At 60.4% G+C, this 23935-nt stretch carries 26 protein-coding genes; 15 read left to right on the top strand and 11 right to left on the bottom strand.

Annotation, left to right across the window (positions count from 1 at the left end):
- Positions 1-8 precede the first annotated feature (8 nt).
- Positions 9-392: a nuclear transport factor 2 family protein gene (locus tag ABH944_RS10715; protein ID WP_404606825.1), complete on the top strand. Its 384-nt coding sequence runs from the start codon at positions 9-11 to the stop codon at positions 390-392.
- Between the two features lie 88 nt (positions 393-480).
- Here the strand turns inward: ABH944_RS10715 and ABH944_RS10710 are convergent, their stop codons facing one another.
- Both ABH944_RS10710 and ABH944_RS10705 read right to left on the bottom strand, forming a co-directional pair.
- Complete coding sequence (locus ABH944_RS10710; RefSeq protein WP_404606824.1) at positions 481-1293, bottom strand: phytanoyl-CoA dioxygenase family protein; 813 nt, start codon at positions 1291-1293, stop codon at positions 481-483.
- A gap of 38 nt (positions 1294-1331) precedes the next feature.
- On the bottom strand, positions 1332-1559 hold the full coding sequence (locus ABH944_RS10705) for a hypothetical protein (protein ID WP_404606823.1): 228 nt from the start codon (positions 1557-1559) through the stop codon (positions 1332-1334).
- 77 nt (positions 1560-1636) lie between these two features.
- Here ABH944_RS10705 and ABH944_RS10700 point away from each other — a divergent pair, with 77 nt between their 5' ends.
- The gene (locus tag ABH944_RS10700; RefSeq protein ID WP_404606821.1) at positions 1637-2092 is read left to right on the top strand and encodes a putative periplasmic lipoprotein; all 456 of its coding nucleotides are present in this window, start codon (positions 1637-1639) and stop codon (positions 2090-2092) included.
- Positions 2093-2351: 259 nt separating this feature from the next.
- On the opposite strand, the gene ABH944_RS10695 is transcribed toward ABH944_RS10700, so the two are convergent.
- The gene (locus ABH944_RS10695) at positions 2352-3092 is read right to left on the bottom strand and encodes an SDR family NAD(P)-dependent oxidoreductase (protein ID WP_404606820.1); all 741 of its coding nucleotides are present in this window, start codon (positions 3090-3092) and stop codon (positions 2352-2354) included.
- Positions 3093-3213: 121 nt separating this feature from the next.
- On the opposite strand from ABH944_RS10695, the gene ABH944_RS10690 reads away from it, so the two are divergent.
- Complete coding sequence (locus ABH944_RS10690) at positions 3214-4104, top strand: LysR family transcriptional regulator (protein ID WP_404606819.1); 891 nt, start codon at positions 3214-3216, stop codon at positions 4102-4104.
- A 101-nt stretch (positions 4105-4205) separates the two neighbouring features.
- On the opposite strand, the gene ABH944_RS10685 is transcribed toward ABH944_RS10690, so the two are convergent.
- Positions 4206-4829 (bottom strand): CGNR zinc finger domain-containing protein, encoded by a 624-nt coding sequence (locus ABH944_RS10685; protein WP_404606817.1) that lies wholly within the window; start codon positions 4827-4829, stop codon positions 4206-4208.
- A 168-nt stretch (positions 4830-4997) separates the two neighbouring features.
- Between ABH944_RS10685 and ABH944_RS10680 the strand changes: the two genes are divergently transcribed.
- The 3 genes from ABH944_RS10680 to ABH944_RS10670 all read left to right on the top strand — a co-directional run bounded on the left by ABH944_RS10680 (position 4998) and on the right by ABH944_RS10670 (position 7644).
- Positions 4998-5690 (top strand): alpha/beta fold hydrolase, encoded by a 693-nt coding sequence (locus ABH944_RS10680; protein WP_404606816.1) that lies wholly within the window; start codon positions 4998-5000, stop codon positions 5688-5690.
- A 137-nt stretch (positions 5691-5827) separates the two neighbouring features.
- Entirely contained in the window at positions 5828-6682 is an 855-nt protein-coding gene (locus ABH944_RS10675; protein WP_404606815.1) for an alpha/beta fold hydrolase, read from the top strand.
- Positions 6683-6873: 191 nt separating this feature from the next.
- Complete coding sequence (locus tag ABH944_RS10670) at positions 6874-7644, top strand: SDR family oxidoreductase (protein ID WP_404606813.1); 771 nt, start codon at positions 6874-6876, stop codon at positions 7642-7644.
- A gap of 52 nt (positions 7645-7696) precedes the next feature.
- Here the strand turns inward: ABH944_RS10670 and ABH944_RS10665 are convergent, their stop codons facing one another.
- Together ABH944_RS10665 and ABH944_RS10660 are read right to left on the bottom strand one after the other, a co-directional pair.
- A complete protein-coding gene (locus ABH944_RS10665; protein ID WP_404606959.1) occupies positions 7697-8080 on the bottom strand; it encodes a hypothetical protein in 384 nt (127 codons plus the stop codon).
- A gap of 38 nt (positions 8081-8118) precedes the next feature.
- Positions 8119-8421, bottom strand: a complete 303-nt coding sequence (locus ABH944_RS10660) for a hypothetical protein (protein WP_404606811.1) — start codon at positions 8419-8421, stop codon at positions 8119-8121.
- A gap of 135 nt (positions 8422-8556) precedes the next feature.
- On the opposite strand from ABH944_RS10660, the gene ABH944_RS10655 reads away from it, so the two are divergent.
- From ABH944_RS10655 to ABH944_RS10615, 9 genes are all read left to right on the top strand, one after another.
- The gene (locus tag ABH944_RS10655; RefSeq protein WP_404606810.1) at positions 8557-9306 is read left to right on the top strand and encodes a GntR family transcriptional regulator; all 750 of its coding nucleotides are present in this window, start codon (positions 8557-8559) and stop codon (positions 9304-9306) included.
- A gap of 61 nt (positions 9307-9367) precedes the next feature.
- Entirely contained in the window at positions 9368-10630 is a 1263-nt protein-coding gene (gene mtnK / locus ABH944_RS10650; RefSeq protein WP_404606809.1) for an S-methyl-5-thioribose kinase, read from the top strand.
- Between the two features lie 95 nt (positions 10631-10725).
- Positions 10726-11805, top strand: coding sequence for an S-methyl-5-thioribose-1-phosphate isomerase (gene mtnA / locus ABH944_RS10645; RefSeq protein WP_404606807.1), 1080 nt, complete (start codon positions 10726-10728; stop codon positions 11803-11805).
- Positions 11802-12473, top strand: coding sequence for an L-fuculose-phosphate aldolase (locus tag ABH944_RS10640; protein ID WP_404606805.1), 672 nt, complete (start codon positions 11802-11804; stop codon positions 12471-12473). Before mtnA ends, ABH944_RS10640 begins: the two co-directional genes overlap by 4 nt.
- Before the next feature lie 270 nt (positions 12474-12743).
- Positions 12744-13847, top strand: coding sequence for a sugar ABC transporter substrate-binding protein (locus tag ABH944_RS10635; protein WP_404606803.1), 1104 nt, complete (start codon positions 12744-12746; stop codon positions 13845-13847).
- Between the two features lie 78 nt (positions 13848-13925).
- Positions 13926-15503 (top strand): sugar ABC transporter ATP-binding protein, encoded by a 1578-nt coding sequence (locus tag ABH944_RS10630; protein ID WP_404606802.1) that lies wholly within the window; start codon positions 13926-13928, stop codon positions 15501-15503.
- Positions 15500-16501, top strand: a complete 1002-nt coding sequence (locus ABH944_RS10625) for an ABC transporter permease (RefSeq protein ID WP_404606800.1) — start codon at positions 15500-15502, stop codon at positions 16499-16501. The genes ABH944_RS10630 and ABH944_RS10625 overlap by 4 nt, the downstream gene beginning before the upstream one ends.
- A 98-nt stretch (positions 16502-16599) precedes the next feature.
- Positions 16600-17598, top strand: a complete 999-nt coding sequence (locus ABH944_RS10620) for a dihydroxyacetone kinase subunit DhaK (protein WP_404606799.1) — start codon at positions 16600-16602, stop codon at positions 17596-17598.
- Between the two features lie 31 nt (positions 17599-17629).
- On the top strand, positions 17630-18256 hold the full coding sequence (locus ABH944_RS10615) for a DAK2 domain-containing protein (protein ID WP_404606797.1): 627 nt from the start codon (positions 17630-17632) through the stop codon (positions 18254-18256).
- Positions 18257-18322: 66 nt separating this feature from the next.
- Here the strand turns inward: ABH944_RS10615 and ABH944_RS10610 are convergent, their stop codons facing one another.
- The 5 genes from ABH944_RS10610 to ABH944_RS10590 form a co-directional block, all read right to left on the bottom strand.
- On the bottom strand, positions 18323-19540 hold the full coding sequence (locus tag ABH944_RS10610) for a porin (RefSeq protein WP_404606795.1): 1218 nt from the start codon (positions 19538-19540) through the stop codon (positions 18323-18325).
- Between the two features lie 82 nt (positions 19541-19622).
- Positions 19623-20570, bottom strand: a complete 948-nt coding sequence (locus ABH944_RS10605) for a dihydrodipicolinate synthase family protein (RefSeq protein ID WP_404606793.1) — start codon at positions 20568-20570, stop codon at positions 19623-19625.
- A 65-nt stretch (positions 20571-20635) separates the two neighbouring features.
- Positions 20636-21964: an MFS transporter gene (locus tag ABH944_RS10600; protein ID WP_404606791.1), complete on the bottom strand. Its 1329-nt coding sequence runs from the start codon at positions 21962-21964 to the stop codon at positions 20636-20638.
- Positions 21965-22181: 217 nt separating this feature from the next.
- Positions 22182-23039, bottom strand: a complete 858-nt coding sequence (locus ABH944_RS10595; protein WP_404606790.1) for a fumarylacetoacetate hydrolase family protein — start codon at positions 23037-23039, stop codon at positions 22182-22184.
- 72 nt (positions 23040-23111) lie between these two features.
- Entirely contained in the window at positions 23112-23933 is an 822-nt protein-coding gene (locus tag ABH944_RS10590; protein ID WP_404606788.1) for a shikimate dehydrogenase family protein, read from the bottom strand.
- Positions 23934-23935 lie beyond the last annotated feature (2 nt).

The raw sequence follows: 23935 nt of genomic DNA, 5'->3' as shown, positions 1-23935 counted from the left end.
GGCACTCCATGCAGGAAGAAGAAATACGTGAAGCCCTGAATGCTCACTGGCAGGCGTCGGCGGCCGGCGATCTCGACGCGGAGCATGATATTTACGATGACGAGGCCGTCTGTGACTATCCCCAGTCAGGTGAACGAATCATTGGGCGAGCTAATTTGCAGGCACTGCGGAGTCATCATCCAGATAAGCCATCGGGTTTCGAGGTCAGGCGAATTCAAGGAGAAGGTAATCTCTGGATCACGGAGTACGCCATTACCTATCAGGGGCGAGCGGCTTACACGGTAAGCATCATGGAGTTCTGCAACGGCAAGGTCCTTCATGAGACCCAGTATTTTTCGGAGCCCTTTGAAGCACCGGGTTGGCGGAGTCAGTGGGTTGAGAAGATCGCGTGATGTGGCGGAGGAAAATCGCCGTTAGCCTGCGTCGCCACCCGGCTGATTCGGATAGCTATAGAGACTCACCCGTGCCGCACTCGCTTATCTACCCATTTTCGAGGCCGATGAGTCGACGGCCAAGCGAGGATAGATTAGCCGGCGGCCACGGTTCAGTCCGGTCGTAGCCGGGGCGGTCACGCCACCAGGAAACACAACGCCCCGTGCGCCACGATTCAATGAGTTCCTGCCGATACGCATCAACGCCCGCCGGGTTCATGGTGACGTAGAAGGCGAGTCGCGGGAGGCGCGCCCTGTTCTTCGAGTTTCCGTGCGGTAACCGCGAATTCCAGATTATCAGGTCGCCTGTGAGCGCCGGCACCATCACGATTTCATCGTCATTCGGCGTGGCTAGCCAGTTTTCCTCGCCGTCAGCGTCAATACCAGGCGTTCGGGGCCATCGGTCACGAGCCTTAAGCAGGGAAGGTACGCAACGAAACCCACCTTGATCAGCAGCCGTATCTGTCAGAGCAAGCACTCCTTGCAGAAAGTGCGTGCCGTCGTCCCAAGGGTTGTGATCCCAATGAATCCCATAGGGTTCGGAATAACCAGGTTTCCACGGCGGCGTGAATCGGCACGAATCAAGCGATACCCAAAGGTCCTTGGTGTTCCAAAGCGTTGCCCAGATCTGATGCAACGGTGGCCACTGCCGAATATCCCACTGCGCCTGATGACCCCAGATCGGCAGAAAATCTTGCATGTCAGCCCCGAACTCATCCCAGCGCTTGTTGTCATGCACTGGAACATTGAGTTCATGCTCGAGAACATCAACCAATCTCGCACATAGATCAACCGGAACGGCATTGCTGATTTTGATCCAGCCGCATTCATGGAAATGACGTAAATCAATTGAGATATCCACGTTGTCACCTCCATTCGGCGTTGCCTGGAATATCCAGCTTAGCCCGACACTATCTCCGAAGTCAGTTTGAGCGCGATGACGCCGAAAGTGATGATCGAGATACCAATCCATTGGGGCAGGCTTGGGCGTTCACTACGGATCGCGAACCCAAGCAGGGCTGTCACGGCGCTTGCCAATGAACCGAGGACCGGGGCGAGGCGATACTCGATGTTTTCCCAACCGAGACGTTGGTACGTCGGGATCGCGCTGAAGGAGTTGTTGGACAAACCGGTCGAGCGCACCTGCGAGCGCTTCGGGCGCGCAGTTATAATCGGGCTCGAACGTGGCTATGGAAGTTTTATTCGTGAAAAAGATTGCTGCTTTTGCGCTTGTCGCGCTTGTGCTCACTGGTTGCTCGTCCGCCGAAAAACAGGCGGAACAAGCCCAGTCATTCATCCAGAACGAAGCTGGCCTGGCTGCTGCTCAACGCAATGCGGCGGTCGAGTGCGACGCGTCGAACTGCGACGCCGCGTGGGCGCTTACGAAACGTTATATTGAGCAGCATTCCGACACGTCGGTGACGCGCGCGGACGCGGTCGCAATCGACACCGACGTGCCCTCCGGTTCAGGCAAGGTCAGCTTCTCGGCAACGCGGGCTGCGAAAGGTGCGGGTGCAACGCTGACCCTCTTTGCGCAGTGCCGCGGTATGTATGGGCCGGATAGCGCGAAAGGCACGGACTACGACAAGTGCGCCGGGAAGATCCTCAAGACCCAGAACGGATATGCGGCGTTTCTCCAGGCGCATGCGTCTGGTCAGTAAGCAAAGCAACATCTGGCCGGCCTCGTAGAGCGCATAAGCTGCGCTCTACGGACCTCGCCTTCGCGCCGGTCAACCATCACGACGGTCGCTCCCTCCGCGCGAGCGCGTCCAGCGGCCGCCTGCCTGCTACCGCTACTTCGATCCCCTGGCGGGCGAACGCCTAGGCAATGGCCTTCCCGATCTTGCCAAGCCCGATGATTGCGCAGCTCATTGAAACTCTCCTTGTGTATCGCAAGATCTTGTCGGCAACCTTCGGGCTTCAGACCTGGCCGATACCGCCATCGGCCATCAGATCCGCTCCCGTCACGTAGGAACTCTGGCCGGACGCGAGGAAGAGTGCCGCGCTGGCTATCTCCTCAGCCCGAGCGAGTCGACCGAGCGGGACCATGCCCTGGTACATGCTCACCAGATCCTCGCGGGTCTTCGATTGAGCGTCGAGAATCGGGGTATCGGTTACGCCAGGGCTGAGCATGTTGACGCGAATGCCGCGATCCTTGAATTCCGCAGCCCAGGTGCGGGCATAGGAGCGCAACGCCGCCTTGGTCGCCGCGTAGGCGGTGTGGCCCGGAATGCCCATGACGTGCATGGCCGACGAGACCAGGACGATCGATCCGCCACCGGACATCAGCGGCAGCAGCTTCTGCACGAGGAAGACGGGGCCGCGGGCCATGAGGTTGAATGCCTTGTCGAAATGCTCAGGCGTGAGGGTGTCGATCGAAGCCTGCTCCGTAAAGCCCGCGTTCGACACGATGATGTCGACCACACCCTTTTCGACCCTGACCGCCGCAGCGACACGGTCGAGATCATCGAGGTCCGCGGCGTCAGCCTGGATAGCGGTGACGTTGCGTCCGATCAGTTTGGCGGCCGCGTCGAGCTGTGCCTGCCGACGGCCGAAGATAAAGACGTGAGCGCCTTCGGCGACAAAGCGTTGCGCGATCGCCAGACCGATGCCGGACGTTGCGCCGCTAATGACGGCGATCTTGCCTGTGAGAGTGGACATTGAAACCTTCTGCCTGTTCGTGAGTGACAGGTTCATGGTAATTGCCGTCGCCACTAGTGACAATCCATGAATTTCCCATAAGATCTATTCTTCAAGAGAATAGGTCAGATGGGGAGATGCAATGGACCGGTTTCAGGAATTGAACGCCTTTATTGCCGTCGTTGAGGCGGGTGGTTTTTCCGCCGCGGCGCGTAGAACCGGCGAATCTCAGTCCGCGGTCAGCAAGGCCGTCGGCGCGCTGGAGAGGCGCCTTGGCGTGATGCTGTTCAACCGCAGCACGCGCAGCGTGACCCTGACAGATCAGGGGCAGAGATACTACGATCGGACCAAACCGCTTGTTGACGAGATGGATGAAGCCGACGGTGAACTGAAAAGCAGCACGCTCAATGTCTCGGGTCTGATCAGGATCGCCACGTCTTCTACTTTCGGCCGCCTTCACGTTCTTCCGCTGATACCCGACCTCCTGTCACTCAATCCCGGCCTCCAGGTAGATCTTGTTCTTTCGGACTTCGTGCGAGATATGGTGGAGGACCGGATTGATCTGGCGATTCGGGTGGGCCCCGTCAACGAACCTGACGCGGTTGTCAGGCGCGTCGCCGGCACTCCACTGGTATGCGTCGGATCCCGTCGCTACTTCGAGCAATACGGAATACCAAGGACGCCCGCCGAACTCGTTGATCACAATTGCCTTTTATATGGCGGCCTGATGGAGTCGGTGAATTGGCCGTTTGTCGGGCCGGAAGGCCGATTCAGCGTGCCTGTTCGCGGCAATCTTTCGTCCAACAGTGTGGAAGCGATTCGGGCGGGTGTTCTGGCCGGTGTTGGAATTGGCCTGTTTGCGAAGGTCTCTCTTGCCGATGAACTCCGGCATCCGGACGTGATTACCATTCTCGAAGAATTTATAACCGAGGTCAGGGACGTAAGCGTCATCTGGCCAAAACGCCGGTTTGCACCTGCACGCGTACGCCGCGCGACTGACTTTTTCGCAATGGCGCTCCCGCAGCGTATTTAGGCGAACCGAGCCAATCGACCACACCGCCGGAGTTCTTCGCAGTTTCGGAATACTCCACGATCAACCATGTCGAAACCGCGCTGAAATCTCGGCGGACAATTTCAACTTTGTCCCTTGATCCGGTTCCGATGCGCCGCCTGCTTCGCCCGGTTTCCACACGCCGCCATGCTGCACCAGCGCCGCGCATGCCCCCGGGTGTGATCGGCGAACAGCAGCGTGCAGGTCGGTCCTTCGCATGCCTTAACGTGTGTGAAGTCCTCTTCGCAAACAAGCTTCGCCATGACTTCCCCGATCGGCAGAAGCAGGGACTCTGGCGAACTCCAGCGCCGTGAGCGTTCAAACGTGAGGGCGCCCGCCGCCCCGTGTTCGTGAGCGACGATTTTCCCAAAGGCTTCATCACGGGCGAGCAGCAGGTTTAAAGGCTCCAGCGCTTGCAGGTCCGCAGACCCGAGCGGACGGCCTTTGCGTTCCCGGACGAACGCCCTGAACCATTCACGCAGACTGCGCGCCTGGTCCGCCAGGCGATCGAACTCTCCTGGCATTGCGCGCTCGCGCATCGTGCGCAGCACGTCCGCGGGCACCAGTTGCGACTGCTCGAGCCAGGCCAGCAGGCCCTCGCCATCGTCGATCCAGTCGATCGGGAGATCGACAGGTGTAGCCACCGAATTCAAAAAATCCAGGCCAGCCGCATCGGCTATGAACATCGCAGGAAATTGCTGGGACATTGGCTACCTCAAGGTGGATGAAAATAACCTGCTCAAATACTGTTGACAGGTTACCACATCATCGAATAACCTTCTCACATGCATTAAGAAGGTTACTGAGACTGACTGTTTGCTTGCTGCGGAAGAGCGAACGTCCAGATCGTGTTTCCCTGCAACAGGAGAGAAAAAATGGCCGAAAGCGATGTGAAAGTGGTACTCGTTCCCGGAGCCTGGGCTGACGGGTCAAGTTGGAGCAAAGTCATAAATGGACTCCAGACAAAAGCTATTAGTACGGTTACTGTCCCCGTGCCTTTAACCACATTGACCGACGACATTGCTGCAGTCGACCGGACCCTGGAAAGGGTTGACGGGCCTGTCGTACTGGTGGGGCACGCGTACGCCGGGGCAGTCATCGGCGCCGTGCGCAACCCCAGGATCAAGGCGCTGGTGTACGTCGCCGCGCTCGCTCCCGACGAGGGGGAAACGGTAGCCGATGTGTTCTATCAAAACGAGCCGCACCCCAAGGCGCCAAAGCTCGGTCCTGATCAGCATGGCTTGATCTGGTTGCCCCAGGAGGCGTTTGGTGCGGCGTTTGCTCAAAACGCATCGGCGCAGGAGTTGGCGGTATTGGCCGCCGTCCAGCGCCCGATCTCACCGGCCTGTATCAGCGTTCCGGTAGGGCGCCCGCTTTGGAAGGACGTGCCGAGCTGGTATTTGCTGGCGGAGCAGGATCACATGATCGTCGCTGAAACCCAGCGCTTCATGTCGGAACGCATGAAGGCGCAGGTAAGCGTGCATCCGGTAGACCACACACCCAGTGTCACGGCGCCCGATCGGGTTGTTGATCTGATTCTTCAGGCCGTGCGAGAAGTGCGCGACTGATAGACCACGAGTTTCGTCCTCTCGACAGGTTTCGCGAGAGTTGTTCATCCCACGAGTTTGACGCCGGTGTTCTTACGCCATTGCTGTATGGCGAAGGGTTGCTGGCGCAACTGCAGGTCTCAACGAGGAGATTCACCATGACTGGTATTACGTACCGTACCGCGGATGTCGACGGCTTCAAGGTCTTCTATCGTGAAGCAGGGACCGCGGGAGCGCCCAAACTGCTGTTGCTTCATGGCTTCCCCAGTTCCAGCCACATGTTCCGGGACCTGATCCCGCTGCTGGCCGATCGTTTCCATATCATCGCGCCGGATCTGCCCGGATTCGGACTGTCGGACATGCCGCCTCGCGAGCAGTTCAAGTACAACTTCGACAACATTGCAGGCGTCATTGATCGCTTTACGGAAGTGGTCGGATTCGACCGTTTTGCGGTCTATGTGTTCGACTACGGTGCGCCGACCGGCTTGCGGATTGCGGCCAGGCATCCCGAGCGCATCACCGCAATCATTTCGCAGAACGGCAACGCCTACGAGGAAGGCCTGAGCGACGGGTGGAACCCGATCCGTGCGTATTGGCAAGACCCGTCCGAGGAGAATCGCCAGGCGCTTCGCGGTTTCCTGGCGCCGGAGGCGACACGCTGGCAGTACACCCATGGCGTGCCCGACGAGGCCGCGGTCTCGCCCGACGGCACCGCGCTGGACAACTTCTACCTGACGCGCGCCGGGGCCGATGAGGTTCAGCTCGACTTGTTCGGCGACTACAAGAGCAACGTAGCGCTCTACCCAACGTTCCAGGACTACTTCCGCACGCACAAGCCGCGCTTGCTGGCGGTATGGGGGAAGCATGACCCGTTCTTCCTTCCACCGGGCGCGGAGGCGTTCAAGCGGGACATTCCCGACGCCGAGATCCGCTTCTTCGATACCGGCCACTTCGCCCTCGAAACACATGCCGGCGAGATCGCCGCGGCTATCGGCGAATTTCTCTCTCGATGAACGGGGCTCCCCCGGCAGGTTGGGCCACACCTGTCGCGGGTCATGCGATCCACAGAGTGCTGCGGCGCGTGCAATTGTCATCGTGAAGATTGGCGAAGCGCATCGAGTCATGAAAGCCACTCTGGCGAACGCAAAAATGGTGGTCGTTCAAGACCGAACGCCGATACGTTCATCAACTCAGGGGAATTGACATGTCAGAAGCAGTCGCTGTTGTTACAGGAGCGAGCCAGGGCATCGGTTTTTCCACAGCAGTACGCCTTGCGCGGGATTTTGATTCGATCGTCCTCGTTGCGCGCAATCGCGCCAAGCTCGAGGAGACCGCTGCAGCCGTCAAGAAGGCTGGCGCGGAACCGCTGGTCATTGACCTGGACCTGTCCGACCGGCCGTCGGCGAAAAGGGTGGTGGAACAAACACTCACCAGGTTCGGGCGTGTTGACGCGTTGCTCAATATCGCGGGCGCTGTTCCTCAAGTCGACCTGCTCGAGATGACGGACGAGCAGTGGGATGCAGGCATGGCGCTGAAGTTGCACGGAGCCCGTCGCCTGACCATTGAAGCCTGGCCCGCCTTGAAGGCTTCCAAAGGCTCGGTTGTCCTGATCTCGGGGAACTCCGCACTCTTTCCGAAAGCGCCGTACGCGGCAGTCGGGACGATCAACGCGGCGATCATTGCGCTCGCGAAGGCGTTTTCCGATCAGGGGATCACAGACGGCGTTCAGGTGAACAGCGTGTTGCCCGGACCCGTGATGACAGGGCGCCGGCGCTCTTATCTCGAGCACTGGGCGCCGCTGCACAACATGACGGTCGAAGAAGCGACCGCCAGGTTCCCGCTCGAGGTCGGCATTACACGTTACGGCGAGCCTGAAGACATTGCGGAACTGATGGCGTTCCTGGTTTCGCCGGCGGCCCGATGGATGACAGGTTCCGCCATTCGAATGGACGGAGGCGAGGTCAAGTCGATCTGAGCTTAGGCGCGCGAATCAGCCCGCTTAGGCATAGGGCCCGGCAGCGGGACTTTCAGCTCCCTGGGAGCGTGGATTTCCGGGCACGTTTGCGGGGTTTCGGCTCGACACCCACACGCGGATCGCGCGCGAGCACGAGCGTGGCCAACCTTTGCGCAACGGTTTCGAACGCCGGATCGTCTTGCGATATGTAAAGCCATTTTCCAAGCACCGGGTGCGGCTGCAAAGCGGGCATTTCATCTATGAGCGCGGTGTGGCGCTCTTGCGATGTGCACACCAGCAAGCCGCTCCACGGCGGGTCGCGGTCGGCGGCAACCAGACACAACAGGCCGTCGACATAAGCGGCGTCGGAGCCGAACATCCGCTTGGTGAGATAGGTTGAATCGCGCTCGAATGCTTCGAAGATCCAGACGAGCGAGTTGCTGATGGAAGAGGGCATTGGCGTGACGTTCGTGGCGGCGGGGAGCGATTGCGGATTCAATCCTTCATCGGGCGGCGATACAAGCCGTCGAAGTCGTACTCGTCAAACACCATCTCGACCGCGTCGGAAAACGGAGGGTGATGTTCGGGGGACGGATAGCCATCCTTGATCTTCACCGCGACGATGGTACGCGTGCCGATATCGGTGCAACGCCAAAGCCCAGCTTCGGTGTAGAACTCTGTCCCGATTCGAAAATCGGAATGAGCAAACGTCTCGTCGTCGGGATTGCTGTCGGCATTGATATCGGTTTCGGTCATTGATCTTAAGTCCGTCGCTTGATTGTTGAATACGCCAATCATAAGTCATCCCCTTCCTGCCAACGGATGGGTCCGTGACGGACCCCTCTACTCGTTCGTCCCCTCTCGACGTCACCCCTGAAACTCGCTGAAAAATCAGGGTAAATCCTGAAGAAAACATCAGACGTCTGATGTATCTTGCACCAAGACAACGCAAAAGAACCAGCCATGCGCCTTAGTGTAGAGCGATCGATGAGCGAGAAAATCCAGGAATCCCTGCGCAGCATGATTCGGGAAAGGGCGTTGAAGCCGGGCGATCAAATCCCCACTGAACCAGAGCTATGCGAGCAGCTTGGCGTGGGGCGTTCCAGTCTGCGGGAGGCCGTGGCGCAGATGATTTCGCACGGGCTTCTAACGCGCATACAAGGTCGCGGCACATTCATCAGACAAGTGTCATTGAAGCTGGAAGGCGGCTTGGATGATCTGATGTCTGTAACCGACATGATCAAGAGCGTCGGCGCGGTTCCATCGACCAGCCGTTTGCAGATAAAGCCGATTGCCGCGTCGGAGAGCCTGGCGCAAAAACTGGCGTTGCAGGTAGGTGACCCGTGTGTGCGGATTGAGCGGGTGCGGTGGGCCGACGACGCCATTGCAGCGTATTGCATCGACATCGTGCCGAAAGCCCTGTACGACAGAGCCGATGGCAATCTAGGCGAGTCCCTGTTCGCCATGTTCGAACGCACCGGGCTTCGCCTGTCGCATACCCATAGTTCGATTCAACCGGCGATCCTGACATCGAGGGATTTGCCCGAGTTACGGGAAGGGGTCGGTCTGTTCCTGCTGCTGGATGAAGTGGATTTCGACGATACCGGCAAACCCATTTGTTACGGCAACGACTACTACAACTCCAGCATCTTCAAGTTCGACCTGGTGCGCAAGCGTCACTGAAAGACTACTGAAGGACCACCGCAGCACCACTGTGCTGAGGCAGTCTGTGAAGGAGGAATCGATGGAATTCGAAGCGTTGAATTCTGCTGAGTTGACGGCTTACCTCAGCGGTGTTCCGGCGGTGCGTGACTTGCTCGGCGATACCCATGAGCTGGACGTAGTCGAAGTCGGCGACGGCAATCTGAATTTTGTTTATTTCGTGAGTAACGCCAGGGCGCCGGAGAAAAGCGTTGTTGTCAAACAAGCGCCGCCGTTCCTGCGTCTGGTCGGAACGAGCTGGCCGCTGACGCGGCAGCGCATGGAGCATGAGGTGGCAGCGTTGCGCCGCTTCGGTGCGTTATGTCCGCAACACGTGCCCGAGGTTTATCACGCGGACAGCGAACTGTTCCTGATGGTCATGCAGCGTTTGTCGTCCCACAAGATCCTGCGGCAAGGCTTGATGGAAGGGACCGTTTATCCAAAGCTCGGCGATCATCTTTCCACCTATCTGGCGCATACGCTGTTCTTCTGTTCGGACCTGTTTCTCGCGCCGCATGTGAAGAAGGAGGCGGTCAGCGCGGCGGTCAATAGCGAGCTCTGCAAGATCACGGAGGACCTCGTTTTTACGTATCCGTTCGAGGATCATCCTTCGAACATCTATAACCCGGCCTTGCCCCGGTCCGCTATAGAACGGCTTAGAACATCAACCGCGCTGCGCATTGCTGTCGCGGAAATGAAATGGGCATTCATGAACCATGCGGAGAGTTTGCTGCATGGCGACCTGCATACCGGATCGATCATGATCAATCAGGACGAGACCTTCGTGATAGACCCGGAGTTCGCGTTCTACGGTCCAATGGGTTTCGATGTCGGCGCGATCCTGGCTAACCTGTGGCTGGCGTATTTCTCCCGCGACTGGCACGGCCACGTGGGTGGTGGGAACCCCGGGCAGTACCAGCAATGGCTGCTTGAGCAGGCCGCCCTGATCTGGAACGGATTCGCTGACAAGTTCGTGAACCTCTGGCGGGATCATGAGAGCCGCAGCAAGCAGCACTTCATTGGCGATGATCCTGGCGAAGCTTGCTCGGAAGCTTTTAGAACCCATTTCATGCGGCGGCTTTTTGCGGACACACTCGGTTTTGCCGGCTGCAAGATGATCCGCCGGATTGTGGGAATGGCGAAGGTCGCGGAGATCACGAGCATTCCCGACGAAGCCGCACGCGCAACCATTGAGGTGCGTTGTCTGCGGTTCGCCGAAGCCTTGCTTGTGCAGCGCCAGCAGTTCGACAACATCGGGCAGGTCGTGGCTCACGCAAGAACCGTCCACGCCCGGAGAGAGGACTGAGTGTGAATCCGCAACTCTCAACGCGTGCCGATCAAATCGACGAGCGTCGTGGCGGAACCTCGAATCAGCGTAACGTCATTCAATCTGGAGAACTCATGGTTTTGCAGGCGCCTATAGAAGCCCTTCCCGCGACGCTTGCCTGGCAGGAGGAGGGTTTGTATCTTCTGGACCAGACGCAATTACCGCAGCTTATCGCGGTTGAGCGAGTCAGCGACGCAGAAGAGGTTTGGCGCTGGATTCACGAGTTGCGCGTGCGTGGCGCGCCGGCGATCGGCGTCGCGGCGGCCTATGGTTTATGTGTGGCCATGCAGCCGCTGCGGCATCTCCCTATGCAGGCTTTTCAGGCGCAGTTGACGCAGCAGGCCCGCTTCCTGGATTCGGCGCGGCCGACGGCCGTGAACCTCAGTTGGAGCCTCAAGCGCATGTTGAACGCTGCGCAACGCTCGACGATCCGGGAGCCCGCTGCTGTGTACGACGTGTTGGTCGCGGAGGCCATGAAGATTCACGCCGAGGATCAGGCGCTTTGCGCAGGGATCGGCGCGCATGGCGTGTCGCTGATCACGCCCGGTTGCGGCGTACTGACCCATTGCAATGCGGGCGCGTTGGCGACAACGGGTATAGGGACGGCGACCGCACCCATCTACATGGCTCATCAGCAGGGCTTGTCGTTCCGTGTTTTCGCCGACGAAACGCGCCCCTTGCTGCAGGGTTCGCGCCTGACGGCTTTTGAGTTGCAGCGAGCCGGCGTTGACGTGACGCTGATCACCGACAGCATGGCGGCTTCCATCATGTCGCAGGGCTTGATAAACCTGGTGATAGTCGGCACGGACCGGGTCGCGGCCAACGGTGACTTCGCCAACAAGATTGGCACGCTGAGTGTCGCCATTGCCGCACGCCATTTCGGCATACCGTTCTACGTCGCATGCCCGTCGTCAACGCTCGACCTGTTGACCGCCAACGGCGCGGACATCGTGATTGAGGAGCGGCAAGACCATGAGGTGACGCATCTGGCAGGCCAGCCCACGGCGCCCGCGGATATCAAGGTGCGCAACCCGGCCTTCGATGTCACCCCTCATGATCTGGTCACCGGCTTTATTACCGAGCGGGGGATTGTCGAACAGCCCTTCGATAAAAACTTCGCAGCACTGTTTTCATCGGATGGAGGTGCGTTGTGAACAGCAAGCCGGACGCTGAGACCGCACTGCGGCAGGAGGTGATCGAGACCGCCCTCGAGATGGAGCGTCTCGGTATCAATCAGGGAACCTCCGGCAACATCAGCGCGCGGTGGCGCGATGGTCTGCTGATCACGCCGAGCGGCGTCCCATATGCGGAGTTGAACACGCAGGACATTGTCTGGTTGCCGCTTGATGTGAGTGAGGACGCGGCGGTGTTCGAGCAAAGCCGGCCGTCGACGGAATGGCGGTTTCATCGCGACATCCTGTGTTCGCGGCCCGAGATCAACGCAGTGGTGCATACCCATTCGAATGCGGCTACCGCGCTGGCTATTCATGGCAGGGACATTCCTGCGCATCACTACATGGTGGCGGTAGCGGGCGGTAATTCCATACGCTGCGCACCGTATGCGACCTTCGGCAGTCAGACGTTGTCCGTGCACGCCATCAATGCTTTGAAAGATCGCACGGCATGTCTGCTTGCGCATCACGGTGTGATTGCCATTGGCCATGATCTTGCTCGCGCATTGTGGCTGGCCAATGAAGTGGAGGTTCTCGCGCAGCAGTATCTGCTTGCTTGCCAGCTCGGAACGCCACCGGTCTTGTCCGATGCGGCAATCAACGAGGTCATCGAGAAATTCAAGGGGTATGGTTTGCGCAGGAAGGCTTGATGGAAACGATATTACGGTAGCGACTGGAGCGAGGTTTCACCCGATGGACCCGCCTGGACGTGCTCCAATTTTGCAACGGGTCCTTTCGATTTTGGGGATAGCGTACCGTGAATCGCGAGGATAGCATTCGACCACGATAGGCTGTATTTGACTCGACTGTCTACCGTTGAGTTCTGGCTTTATCGCTTGAGCCAGAAGCTTGTCGATCGAAGTGAAAGAAGATGCAAGGGATTTCAACCTGCTTTTAAAACTTACACAACGGAGACGGTTATGGCCTGGAATTCAGAAAGGTTCGACAGATGGTCGAAGGTCGGCGCATCGACGGGAGCGTTGGTGTTTTGCGCGGCGGCCGCGCTAAACGGCTGCTCGAAGAGCGAGACATCGACAACGGCATCGACCGATGCAGGCGCGAGCGCTGCGGCAAGCGCGGCACCGGCAGCGGCAGCCGACGCGGGCGGCGGCAAGGTCAAGGTCGGCTTTTCGGTTTCCACGCTGAACAACGCGTTTTTCGTCGGCTTGAAATCCGGGGTCGAGAAGGGCGCCAAGGCGCAAGGCTTCGAGCTTGTCCAGACCAACGCCAATGGCGACGCTCAGCAACAGGTGAATGACGCCATCAACCTGCTAAGCCAGGGTGTCACGGCACTGGTGCTCAATCCGATCGATTCGAAAGCGATCATCCCTGCTGTCGAGAAAGCCAACGCCATGGGGATTCCCGTGTTTACGCTGGACCGTGGCTCGGACGGCGGCAAGGTGACGTCCTTCGTGGCGTCGGATAACGTCGCGCTCGGCGCAACCGGGGCGAAGTGGATTGCCGACCAGTTGACGAAGCGCTACGGTTCCGCGAAAGGCAACGTGGTCGACCTGATCGGACTGGTCGGCACCACGGCGGCGACCGACCGCGAAAAGGGTTTCAGCGATGAAATCGCCAAGTATCCGGACATCAAGGTGGTCGCCCGCCAGGAAGGTGCGTTCGACCAGGAGAAGTCGCTTAACGCTATGACGAACATCCTGCAGAAGTACCCGCAGATCGATGCAGTGTTCGGCGCAAACGACGACAATACCGTGGGTGCGGAGAAGGCGATCGACAACGCCGGGCGTTACAAGCCGCTCGGTGACAAGGACCACATCATGATCATTGGCGCAGATGGTACGGCGCAAGCGCTTTCCGCCATTCGCGCGGGCAAGCAGGACGCCACCATTTCACAGAACCCGATCGAAATGTCGGCGAAGGCGCTGAGTTTCATTGCGGATTACAGCGCGAAGAAGCCGGTTCCGGCGAACTATGCATGGCCGACCTTGCTCGTCGACAAGAGCAACATTGATTCGGATGAGACCAGGAAGTACGGGCTCTGGTCCGAACAGGTCAGTCAGTAAAGCAGCCCATGCGCTCTCTCGCGTCACGGGAGCGCGCTCGCATGTGAATGCGCATCTGATATTCAGTGAGACCCGAACATGAACAGTGAGAGGGGTTCCGAAGCAAGTGCCGCTGACGCACGCCACACGCGCCACGCGGCGGCCAACGCGGGCAGCACGCCTGCTCCGCCGCCGCTGTTGCGCATGGACGGCATTGTCAAGAGCTTCCCCGGCGTCAAGGCCCTTCGCGGTGTCAGCCTCGAATTGCAGGCAGGTCACGTGATGGCTATTGTTGGCGAGAACGGTGCGGGAAAGTCGTCGTTGATCAAGACGCTTTCAGGCGCCTACGAGCCGGATGAAGGCACGATCGAGATCAATGGCCGGCCGCTCGCACGCGGTACGCATGCGGCGATCGACGCCGGCGTGGCGGTGATCTATCAGGAGCTTTCACTGGTCAACGACATGACGGTGGCGGAGAACCTGTTTCTCGGCCGCATGCCGTCGCGCAGCGGCCTGGTGTTGCGCAAACGGGCCAACGAGATGGCCCGCACAGCGCTCGCGCAGGTGGGTCTCGACAGTGTCTCGCCCTCCATGAGCCTGGGCGACCTGCCGCTCAACAAGCGCCAGCTTGTGGAGGTGGCAAAGGCACTGGCACGCGACGCACGCATTCTCGTCATGGATGAACCCACTGCAGCGCTGCAGCGCGAGGACATCGCCAATCTCTATGCCGTGGTCCGGCGTTTGCGTGCAGCCGGCATGGGCATCATCTTTATCTCGCATCATCTTGAAGAGGTGTTCGAGCTCGCGGATTCGGCCGTTGTCATGCGCGATGGCGCGACCGTCGGTGCGCGCCCGATGTCGCAATGGACCGAGCAGGATCTGGTGCAGGCCATGGTCGCGCGCAACCTGGATTCGTTCTACCCGTGGGAGCCGCGCGACTATGGTCCGGTCATGCTGGAGGTCCGCAATCTTGCGAGCCCGCCCGTATTGCGTAACGCCAGCTTCAGCGTACGCGCCGGCGAGATCGTGGGGGTGGCGGGCATTGCGGGCGCAGGGCGCACCGAGTTGCTGAAGGCGATCTTCGGCGCACTTCCGCTAAGCGACGGCGAAGTGCTGATTCGTGGCCGGAAGGTTTCTATCGGATCGCCTGCGGAAGGTGTTCGCAACGGGCTCGTGTACACGTCCGAGGATCGCAAGCTCGAAGGACTCGTACTCGATGCCAGCATCGAAGAAAACGTCGCGCTGTCCAGCTTGCTTGCGCTGGCTACAGGCGGCTTCGTCAGCAACACGAAAAAGCGCAAGCTCGCGCAGCAAGCGAGCGCGCGTTTTGGTGTACGCGCGTCGTCGGTCATGCAGATCACCGGCAACCTGTCCGGCGGCAATCAGCAGAAAGTCATTCTCGGCCGCGCGACAGCTACGCAGCCGGCGGTGATCATGCTGGACGAACCCACGCGCGGTATCGACGTGGGCGCGAAGACCGAGATCTATGCGCATATGGTGTCGATGGCGCGCGCAGGCGCCGCCGTCATCATGGTCAGTTCGGAATTGCCGGAACTGCTGGGCATGTCGGACCGGGTCCTCGTGATGTACCGGGGCACGATTGTCACCGAGATTCCCCGCGACCAGGCAGATTCGGAAACGGTTATCCAGTGGGCTACAACAGGAGTAGGAGCATGACTTCCACGGCAGCGAACCAGGCGGATCCGGAAGCGCTCTCCCGCCGCATCATCCGGCAATTGCGAACGGGCCTCGGGCCGTTGCTGGCCGCGCTGATCCTGATCTGCATCGGCTTGTCGATTGCATCGCCCGAATTTCTCACCACCAGCACGCTCACCAACATCATGGTGCAAGTGTCCGTGGTGGGCATCGCGGCGGTCGGCGGCACCTTCGTGATCATCACGTCGGGCATCGACCTCTCGGTTGGCTCGCTGGTCGCGCTGAGTGGCATGGTCGCGGCGACCGTCATGGCGGGTTCGAACCCCGGCAACGTGGCGCTCGGTATCGCGGGATTGAGTGTGGCGCTGGCGGTGGGCGCCCTGGTCGGCGCGCTGAACGGTTTGTCGGTCGCGTGGCTCAGGCTGGTGCCGTTCATTGTGACGCTGGCGATGATGGCGATGACACGCGGACTCACGCTCGCCATTTCCGATGGCCGGACCAAGTTCGATTTCCCGAACGCGTTCACCGCATTCGGCGCCAAGACGCTGGGCGGTTTGCCTGCACCCATGATCGTGATGCTGGTGGTGTTCGTCATCGGTCACGTGCTGCTGCGCAAGACCACCTTCGGGCACCAGGTGTTCGCGGTCGGCGGCAACAAGGAAGCGGCGCGGCTTGCCGGCATCCCCGTGAACCGCGTGATCTTCCTCACCTACACGCTCGCTGGAGCGACCGCCGCGGTGGCCGGCATTGTGCTCGCGGGGCGGCTCAACTCGGCGCTGCCGTCGGCTGCAAATGGCCTTGAACTGCAGGTGATTGCCGGGATTGTGATCGGCGGCACGTCGCTCGCCGGAGGCCGGGGTTCGATTGTCGGCACCTTCATTGGCGTGGTGTTGATTGGCGTAATCAATGTTGGCTTGTCGCTGCTTGGCGTGAACCCGTTCTGGACGCAATTCATCCAGGGCGGCGTGATCTTCGCCGCCGTGCTGCTCGACGCAGTCAGCCAGCGGCGCAAGCTCTGAACCCGGGCCGTCAGGAATGACGGCTGGAACCCCGCGCGGTCAGATGAAATCATCGCGGAACGAACCGGACAAAACCGCGCTTCAAGGAGACAACACCCATGAAAAAAATCATCAATCAGCCTGAGAATTTTGTCGATGAGGTGATCGACGCCTTGCTGCTGGCGCACCCCGGATGGATCAAGGCCGCGACCGCGGACCGCCGCGCGCTGGTGCGTGCGGATGCGCCCGGGCAAGGCCGTGTCGGCATTGTGACCGGGGGCGGCTCCGGGCATATGCCTGGCTTCCTGGGGTACGTGGGCGAGGGTTTGTGCGGCGGCGTAGCGGTTGGCAATGTGTTTTCATCGCCGTCGTCCGAGCAGATCTTCGAGGCGACCAAGGCTGTGAACGGCGGCGCGGGCGTGCTGTATGTGTATGGCAACTACGGTGGCGATGTCTTCAACTTCGACCTTGCAGCCGACATGGCGGAACTGGAAGGCATCGACATCAAAACGGTGGTCCTCACCGACGACGTGGCGTCTGCACCCGCGGAACGAAGTGCGGACAGGCGTGGCGTGGCCGGCATGGTGTTCGCGTTCAAGTGCGCGGGCGCGGCGGCGGAGCGCGGCGATTCGCTGGACGAAGTCGCGCGCATCGCGGGCAAGGCGAATAGCCGGAGCCGCACGATGGGCGTCGGGTTGTCGCCCACTATCTTGCCCGCTGCCGGCAAGCCCACGTTCACGCTGCCCGACGGCGAAATGGAGATTGGTATCGGCATTCATGGCGAGCCCGGGTCGCATCGCGGCAAGCTGGAGACGGCCGATCAAATTGCCGACCGGCTCACCGGCGCGATCCTGCGCGATCTCGCGTTGCCGGCGGGCTCGCGTGTCGCCATCCTCGTGAACGGGTTGGGCGCGACGCCGCTGGAAGAGCTTTATGTGTTGTATCGGCGGGCGGCCGGCATGCTTGCGGACCAGGGGCTGACTATCGCGCGATCGTATGTGGGCGAGTATGTGACGAGCCTGGAAATGGCCGGGGCGTCAATCACGGTGATGCACGTTGATGGCGAACTAGAGACATTGCTGGCAGCACCCGCCCGTTCGCCGTTCTTCCGTGAATGACCATTCCCGGGATTAGTCAGGAGAACATGCGATGAGCGTTACTTGCAAGGAACTCCGGGACGTGCTGGCGCGCAGCCTGAGCGCACTGCCGGCGCATGCCGATGAACTACGCGACCTTGATGCCGCGCTGGGTGACGGGGACCTGGGCATCACGGTGGCGGCGGGTTCTGCCGCGGTCATCAAGGCGCTGGATGCGCTGCCGGAAGGCGCGACTGTGGCTGATATTTTGCTCAACGCCGGCAAGGCATTTTCCACCGCCAATCCCTCTACGTTCGCGGCGTTGACGGGAGGAGGTTTGCTGGCGGCATCGAAGGTGATGACTGGCAAGACGTTGGTTGGAAAGACTGAAGCGCTGGAAATCGGGCGCGCGGTGGCGGGGCGGATCGCCGAACGCGGCAAGAGCAAGGTCGGCGACAAGACGGTTCTCGATGCACTGATCCCAAGCCTTGACGTACTGGAGTCGTCGAGCGGCACGGCCGTCGAAATACTTGCTGCGATGATTGCAACGGCTCAGGAGCAAGTCGATGCGACCGCCGGATTGCAATCGCAAAAGGGGCGCGCGGCGTGGGTGCAGGAGCGCAGCGTCGGGCACGCGGACCCGGGCGCCACCGCCTACCTGCGGTTCCTGGTTGCGTTGCAAGCAGCGCTCAAGCCGTAACCGTGCAATCTGGCTGCCCGGAGGTCCGGGATCCGACCTCCGGGCGCGGCCCGGCCCATTGCCCGGTCAGAACCGGTGAACGATACCGACGCCGGCAGCAAACTGTCTGGCCGATGACGACGGCGTGCTCTGGAAGCCGTCGCCAAGCGTTGCCGTTGCGTCGATGATGTTGCCCGCTCCGGCCGTGCCCAGCGTTTTGCCATGCGCTACCTGGAATGCCTGCAGCGCGTACAGCGTCGTGCGCTTCGACAGGTTGTAGGCCTCGGACAGATTGAACTGGTGGTATTGAGCCGCACTGTTTATGCCGTTTGCCTTCGTTGCGCGCGTATAGCTATATCCTGCCGCGAGATCGACCGCGGGTGCGGCGCGATAGTGAAGCACGGTGCCAAAGGTATTGAAGACCGCCTCGTCGGTAAACTTTGAATTGATCCCCGGCACGTACTGGACGTTCGAATATGTCACCGATATATCGAGCGCGGGCGTGAATGCATAACCGCCCGTTACAGCCACGCGTTGCTGCGCGGCTGCGGTTTGATAGCCGTTGGTCAGGGCGGACACGCCCGATTGGCCGCCCGAGTTCGTCGTCGAGTCCGTGCCCCACGCGCCTCCGCCGGGCGTGGAATTGTTGATGCGCTGCAGGCCTGCCGCAATACCGAACGGTCCGTTGATGTATTGCAATGCCAGACTCCAGGTCGAGCCCGCGTTGAAGCTGCCGGCCACGCCGCCCACGGAATACGAACCGCTCATGGTCAGGCCGTAAAATGTTGGCGATGTATAGACGAGCGAGTTGTTTTCACGGAAGTCCGTGTCCAGCGAGTCTATATCGCCGGGATGTGCGCCGAAGTAGCCGGTAAGCCAGGTGGTCGGACTATACGGCGAGAGCAGCGCATAGTAGGACGTGTACTGGCGGCCGGCCGTGAACGTACCGTAGGTGGGGTTCGTAATACCTACATACGCCTGCCGGCCGAACTCCGCGTTCGTATATTGCTGGGCGCCGTTGTCGAGGTTAAAGCCCGATTCCAACTGAAAGATGGCCTTGGTGCCGCCTCCAAGGTCCTCCGCGCCCTTCAGGCCGAAGCGGCTGCCCGCCCAGATGCCCGATGCAAGTTTGGTTACCGAGTGACCACCGCTGGTCGAGCCAAGCGACGCCTGGTTGTTCGCATACACCAGGCCGGTATCCACGATCCCATACAGCGTGACGCTGCTCTGCGCAAAGGCGGAGCTTGCGATGCATGAAGCACCGGCAACACTTAGGATACCGATATATTGACTACGCCTTTTCATTTCGTCTTCTCCGTTACCGTTTTTTATAAAACCGCCTGCAAGCGGTGTTGTGAGTGTCTTTCAGGTCAAGCGACAGGCTGCATCACAGCGCCGCAATGCGCGCACGGAAATGCTCGGTACCGGCCACGATCTTGTCGAGCACCGCGTCCAGCGCCCAGAACCGTTCGCGCACGTCGTAGTCGATCACGCGGCAACGAATGGAGCTGAAGGTGCCAATGCGCTGGTGGTACATCTTCGCGAGTGCCGGATAGCCGAGTGCTTCGGACACTGCCGTGACGACAAGGAACGTCGACAATTCTTCGGCCAGCGCCGGATCGGCATCGCTTTGAGTACGCAGCCACTGATAAAGATCGGGATGGAAGTTGGTGAAGACGCCATTGAAGCCCGCAGAGCCTGCTTTCATGGCATCCCATGCAATTGCGGCGTTGGCGTTCAGGATCTTTAGCGGCGAGCCCTTTGCGAGGGCGACGCGCCGCTTGACGGTATCAAGATCGCAGCTTACGTCTTTCAGCATCACGAAACGGCCGGTGTCTATGCAGGCCTTCAGTTCGTCATCGGACAACAAACGGCGGTACGGCGCCGGACACTCATAGAAGCCGAGCGGCACGTCCGTTGGCAGGCGCTTGAGCAGCCGATCGAGATTGGCGAGAAACGTGGCGGTGCCTTCGCGCTTCGGATCGAGATGGTTTGTCACCAGCACCACGCCTTGTGCGCCGGACTCGGCAGCGGCGGTGAGTTCCTCGACCTGCGCGTCAAGGTCGTCGCTGATGTGGCCGGATGCAACGACCGGCACGCGTCCCGCGACTTTATCGACAACAAAACGGGCCAGCGAGGCTCGCTCCGCCAGACTCAGGAATTGCATTTCGCTCGACTGAGCGACCGCGAACAGCGCGTCCGAGCCGTGAGCCAGATACCACTCGATCAGGCGTTCGAGCCCGTCGTAGTCAATGGCGCCGGCTTCGTCGAACGGAGTCAACATCACCGGGACAATCCCTTCTATCGATGTGGCTGAATTGATTGCGGCATTCATATCTTTTCTCTCTATCTGTCTTCAAGGTCAGGCCCGGCGCACGCGATTGTCTCTGGCGTAACGCGTCAGGCGGGTAGATGCAGTGCTGCGGATTTGGGTTCGCGCTCGGGTATCGGCTCGCGAACCAGTACAAGGTACGCCAGTGCGCCAACGAGTGCGATGCCGGCGCCGGTCAGCAAGGCGGGCACGAACGAGAAAGCCTGGGCGATGTACCCGGTTGCAACAGGCGCCAGCGCGCCACCCAGGAAACCGCCGAAGTTCTGGATTGCACCCAGTGAACCCACGCGGCTGGCGGGCGCCGCCGCGGTAACGAGGGACCACGAGCAGGCCGACGCGGCGTTCGCCAGGAAGATCACGATCGATATGCAGACGAGGGCGACCGTATTGCTCTCGGCGAGCGCTGCGGGAATGGTGAAAGCGACCATGCCGAGCATGGTGATCACGACCGCGTTGCGACGGCCCGCCACCGCTGACCTGCTGCGCCGGGTAATCAGGTCGGACAGCCAGCCCGCCAGCAGGGCGCTAATAAACCCGCAGAAGAACGGCACGGCCGCGGCCATGCCGCTGCGCTCCAGGCTCATGTGCCGCGCCGTGCGCAAGTAGCCCGGCAGCCAGGTCAGATAGACCCAGTTGAGATACACGGAGCCGAAGAAACCGATCAACATGCCCCACGTGGTGCCGTAGGAAAACAGCGCGCGCCAGTCCGCGAACGTGAGTTTTCCGGCTGCCTTGGCAGGCGCTTCCCGATCCGCGTCCGCATCGAGATACTGACGCTCGGCGTCCGTCATCCGCGACCTGGCCGGATCGCGATAGACCAGGAGCCAGACGATCGAGACAATCAAGCCCGCCCCGCCGGTCACGATGAAGGCCCAGTGCCAGCTTGTGGATGCGATCAGAAGGGACAGGCACAGCGGCGCGAGCGCAATGCCCAGCGGCGACGCCGCATTGAAGATGCCCGTGGGCGTGCCACGCGAACGCAAAGGAAACCAGTTGCTGACCACGCGCGCCGCGGAGGGGAACTGCGGCGCTTCACCAATGCCGAGCACGATGCGCGTGACCACGAAATAGCCGAACGTTGAAGCGAGTCCACCCGCTGCCTGCGCAAGCGACCAGACGATCAAGCCAATGCCCAGGAGCCAGCGCGGGCCCACCCGGTCGACCAGCGCGCCGACGGGCAGTTGGCAGAGCGCGTAACTCCACGAAAACGCTGACAGCAGGATCCCCATCTGTCCGAGCGACAGGCCGAGGTCGGCACGAATGGACTCGTTCGCGACAGCCAGGGTGCCGCGATCCAGATAGTTGATGACGCCGCTGATCATCAACAGCGACAGCGCAATGGTCTGGCTGCGCCGGATGCGGGGCGGCGTGGGTTGACTTGCCGGAATCTCGTTCATCGCGTGCGTCTCCGTTATATATGTTGTGAGATTTTTAAAGGCTGCCAGCAAAACTCCGGGGCGATCGGGTCGGGACCTGGTTTGCCCGAACCTCGTTGCTCCACTCATGAATTAAAAGCTGATGCGTATGATATTTACCGGTTCACCCGATGCATGACATGGCCTAAGCGCCGGAAGAACGGCGCACGGGCGCATGTAAGGACTGCGCCGCCGCGGGTTACTTTTGCGTGTCGGACCAGTTCACTACTTTTTGTTCTTGCATGCCAAGCCCTTCAATGCCGAGCTTCATCGTGTCGCCTGCCTTGAGATAAACCTCGGGACGCATGCCGAGTCCCACGCCCGGTGGCGTGCCGGTAGTAATCACATCCCCCGGCTGAAGCGCCACGAACCGGCTGATATACGAAACCAGTTTCCTGATCGGGAAAATCATGTCGTTCGTGGAGGAATCCTGAACTTTTTTCCCGTTCAGCTCGAGCCACAGCTTGAGCTCCTGGACATCCGCAATCTCGTCTTTCGTCACCAGCCACGGACCCAGCGGGCCGAAGGTCGGGAACATCTTGCCCTTCACCCATTGACCTCCGTGTTCAAGCTGCGACTCGCGTTCCGACACGTCGTTGCATACGCAATATCCGGCCACGTAATCAAGCGCGGCTTCTTCGCTGACATACAACGCGTCCCGCCCGATCACGATAGCAAGCTCGACCTCCCAGTCGCTTTTGACGGAGCCCACCGGCAGCGTGACGGGATCGAACGGGCCCGAGATGCAGGACGGCGCCTTGTTGAACAGGATCGGCTCGCTCGGGATGGGAGCGTTCGTTTCGATCGCGTGTTGTACGTAGTTGAGGCCGACCGCAATGAAATTTCCCGGGCGCCGGATGCATGCGCCAATGCGTGGCGTGCCCTGCACGATCGGCAATTGGTTGATGTCGAGTGCTGCGACCTTGCGAAGGCCATCGCCCGCGAAAAAATCCGGGTCGATGTCTTTTACGACATCGGACAGGTCACGAATCTGTCCTTTCTCGTCCATCAAACCGGGTTTTTCCGAGCCTTGCGGGCCATAGCGTAGTAATTTCATCGTTACTCCAGGTTGCGATTGAACGAAAGCAAGCCGCCAGGATCTCGGCGGCACGTGTGCCGTTGGAATGTCTTAACGGAAATCGCGGGTTTGAAAGAAGTCGACAATCTTGCTGATTTGTCCGCGCATCATTTCCCGGCCTTGTATGAACGTGCAGCCGCTCTCCCTGGCCAGCGACAGGAGAGGAGTCATTTCAGGTTTGACGATGGCATCGAACACGATCAGGTCGCGGGGCAGCGTTTCCGCCTGGATGGGCAAACGCGTGTCGTCCAGCATTCCGACCGGAGACGCGTTGAGCAGCACGTCCATACCGTCCACCGTGGGCTCGCCGATCTCGACCTGCGTCGACGGACTGCAGCGCCTGACCTTGTCAGCCACATCCGCGGCGCGTTGCGCGTCGGGGTCGAAGATCCTCATGCTCGCGGGGCGTTCGCGTCCTGCCGCCACTGCAATTGCGCTACCCGCACCGCCCACGCCGATCATCATCACCCGCTTGCCCGCGAAACTGATGTCGCGGCGGCGGAAGGCTTCGACGCAGCCGAGGCCGTCGAAGATATCCCCGAGCCATTGCCCCTCGTTCGTGCGTACAAGCGCATTGACCGCGCCGACAAATGTCGCCTGAGGGCCGAGCAGGCTCGCTAATCTGCGCGCCTCGCCTTTGAAGGGAATGGTGAATACGAAACCGTCGAAATTCTGCAGCTTCAGCAGTTCTGGCATGACCCGGTCAAAATCGGCGGGCAGCACGTGCACCGGCACCATCAGGGCGTTGAGGCCGCGCGATACCAGTTCCGCGGTGATCATTTCCGGCGAGCGCACTTGCTCGATCGGGTGTCCGACGATGCCGAAAATGCACGTTTTCCCGTTAACGTAGTCGACTTCCCCGCTGTTTATCACGA

Source organism: Caballeronia udeis, from assembly GCF_044909315.1.
GTDB lineage: Bacteria > Pseudomonadota > Gammaproteobacteria > Burkholderiales > Burkholderiaceae > Caballeronia > Caballeronia udeis_A.
This window is presented reverse-complemented; position numbering and strand designations above follow the sequence as displayed.

Bases quoted from the DNA above. Each gene is read 5' to 3' on its own strand.
- ABH944_RS10715 (WP_404606825.1), top strand. From the start codon at position 9: ATGCAGGAAGAAGAAATACGTGAAGCCCTGAATGCTCACTGGCAGGCG.
- ABH944_RS10695 (WP_404606820.1), bottom strand. From the start codon at position 3,092: ATGTCCACTCTCACAGGCAAGATCGCCGTCATTAGCGGCGCAACGTCC.
- ABH944_RS10690 (WP_404606819.1), top strand. From the start codon at position 3,214: ATGGACCGGTTTCAGGAATTGAACGCCTTTATTGCCGTCGTTGAGGCG.
- ABH944_RS10685 (WP_404606817.1), bottom strand. From the start codon at position 4,829: ATGTCCCAGCAATTTCCTGCGATGTTCATAGCCGATGCGGCTGGCCTG.
- ABH944_RS10680 (WP_404606816.1), top strand. From the start codon at position 4,998: ATGGCCGAAAGCGATGTGAAAGTGGTACTCGTTCCCGGAGCCTGGGCT.
- ABH944_RS10675 (WP_404606815.1), top strand. From the start codon at position 5,828: ATGACTGGTATTACGTACCGTACCGCGGATGTCGACGGCTTCAAGGTC.
- ABH944_RS10670 (WP_404606813.1), top strand. From the start codon at position 6,874: ATGTCAGAAGCAGTCGCTGTTGTTACAGGAGCGAGCCAGGGCATCGGT.
- ABH944_RS10665 (WP_404606959.1), bottom strand. From the start codon at position 8,080: ATGCCCTCTTCCATCAGCAACTCGCTCGTCTGGATCTTCGAAGCATTC.
- ABH944_RS10660 (WP_404606811.1), bottom strand. From the start codon at position 8,421: ATGATTGGCGTATTCAACAATCAAGCGACGGACTTAAGATCAATGACC.
- mtnK (WP_404606809.1), top strand. From the start codon at position 9,368: ATGGAATTCGAAGCGTTGAATTCTGCTGAGTTGACGGCTTACCTCAGC.
- mtnA (WP_404606807.1), top strand. From the start codon at position 10,726: ATGGTTTTGCAGGCGCCTATAGAAGCCCTTCCCGCGACGCTTGCCTGG.
- ABH944_RS10635 (WP_404606803.1), top strand. From the start codon at position 12,744: ATGGCCTGGAATTCAGAAAGGTTCGACAGATGGTCGAAGGTCGGCGCA.
- ABH944_RS10630 (WP_404606802.1), top strand. From the start codon at position 13,926: ATGAACAGTGAGAGGGGTTCCGAAGCAAGTGCCGCTGACGCACGCCAC.
- ABH944_RS10625 (WP_404606800.1), top strand. From the start codon at position 15,500: ATGACTTCCACGGCAGCGAACCAGGCGGATCCGGAAGCGCTCTCCCGC.
- ABH944_RS10620 (WP_404606799.1), top strand. From the start codon at position 16,600: ATGAAAAAAATCATCAATCAGCCTGAGAATTTTGTCGATGAGGTGATC.
- ABH944_RS10615 (WP_404606797.1), top strand. From the start codon at position 17,630: ATGAGCGTTACTTGCAAGGAACTCCGGGACGTGCTGGCGCGCAGCCTG.
- ABH944_RS10610 (WP_404606795.1), bottom strand. From the start codon at position 19,540: ATGAAAAGGCGTAGTCAATATATCGGTATCCTAAGTGTTGCCGGTGCT.
- ABH944_RS10605 (WP_404606793.1), bottom strand. From the start codon at position 20,570: ATGAATGCCGCAATCAATTCAGCCACATCGATAGAAGGGATTGTCCCG.
- ABH944_RS10600 (WP_404606791.1), bottom strand. From the start codon at position 21,964: ATGAACGAGATTCCGGCAAGTCAACCCACGCCGCCCCGCATCCGGCGC.
- ABH944_RS10595 (WP_404606790.1), bottom strand. From the start codon at position 23,039: ATGAAATTACTACGCTATGGCCCGCAAGGCTCGGAAAAACCCGGTTTG.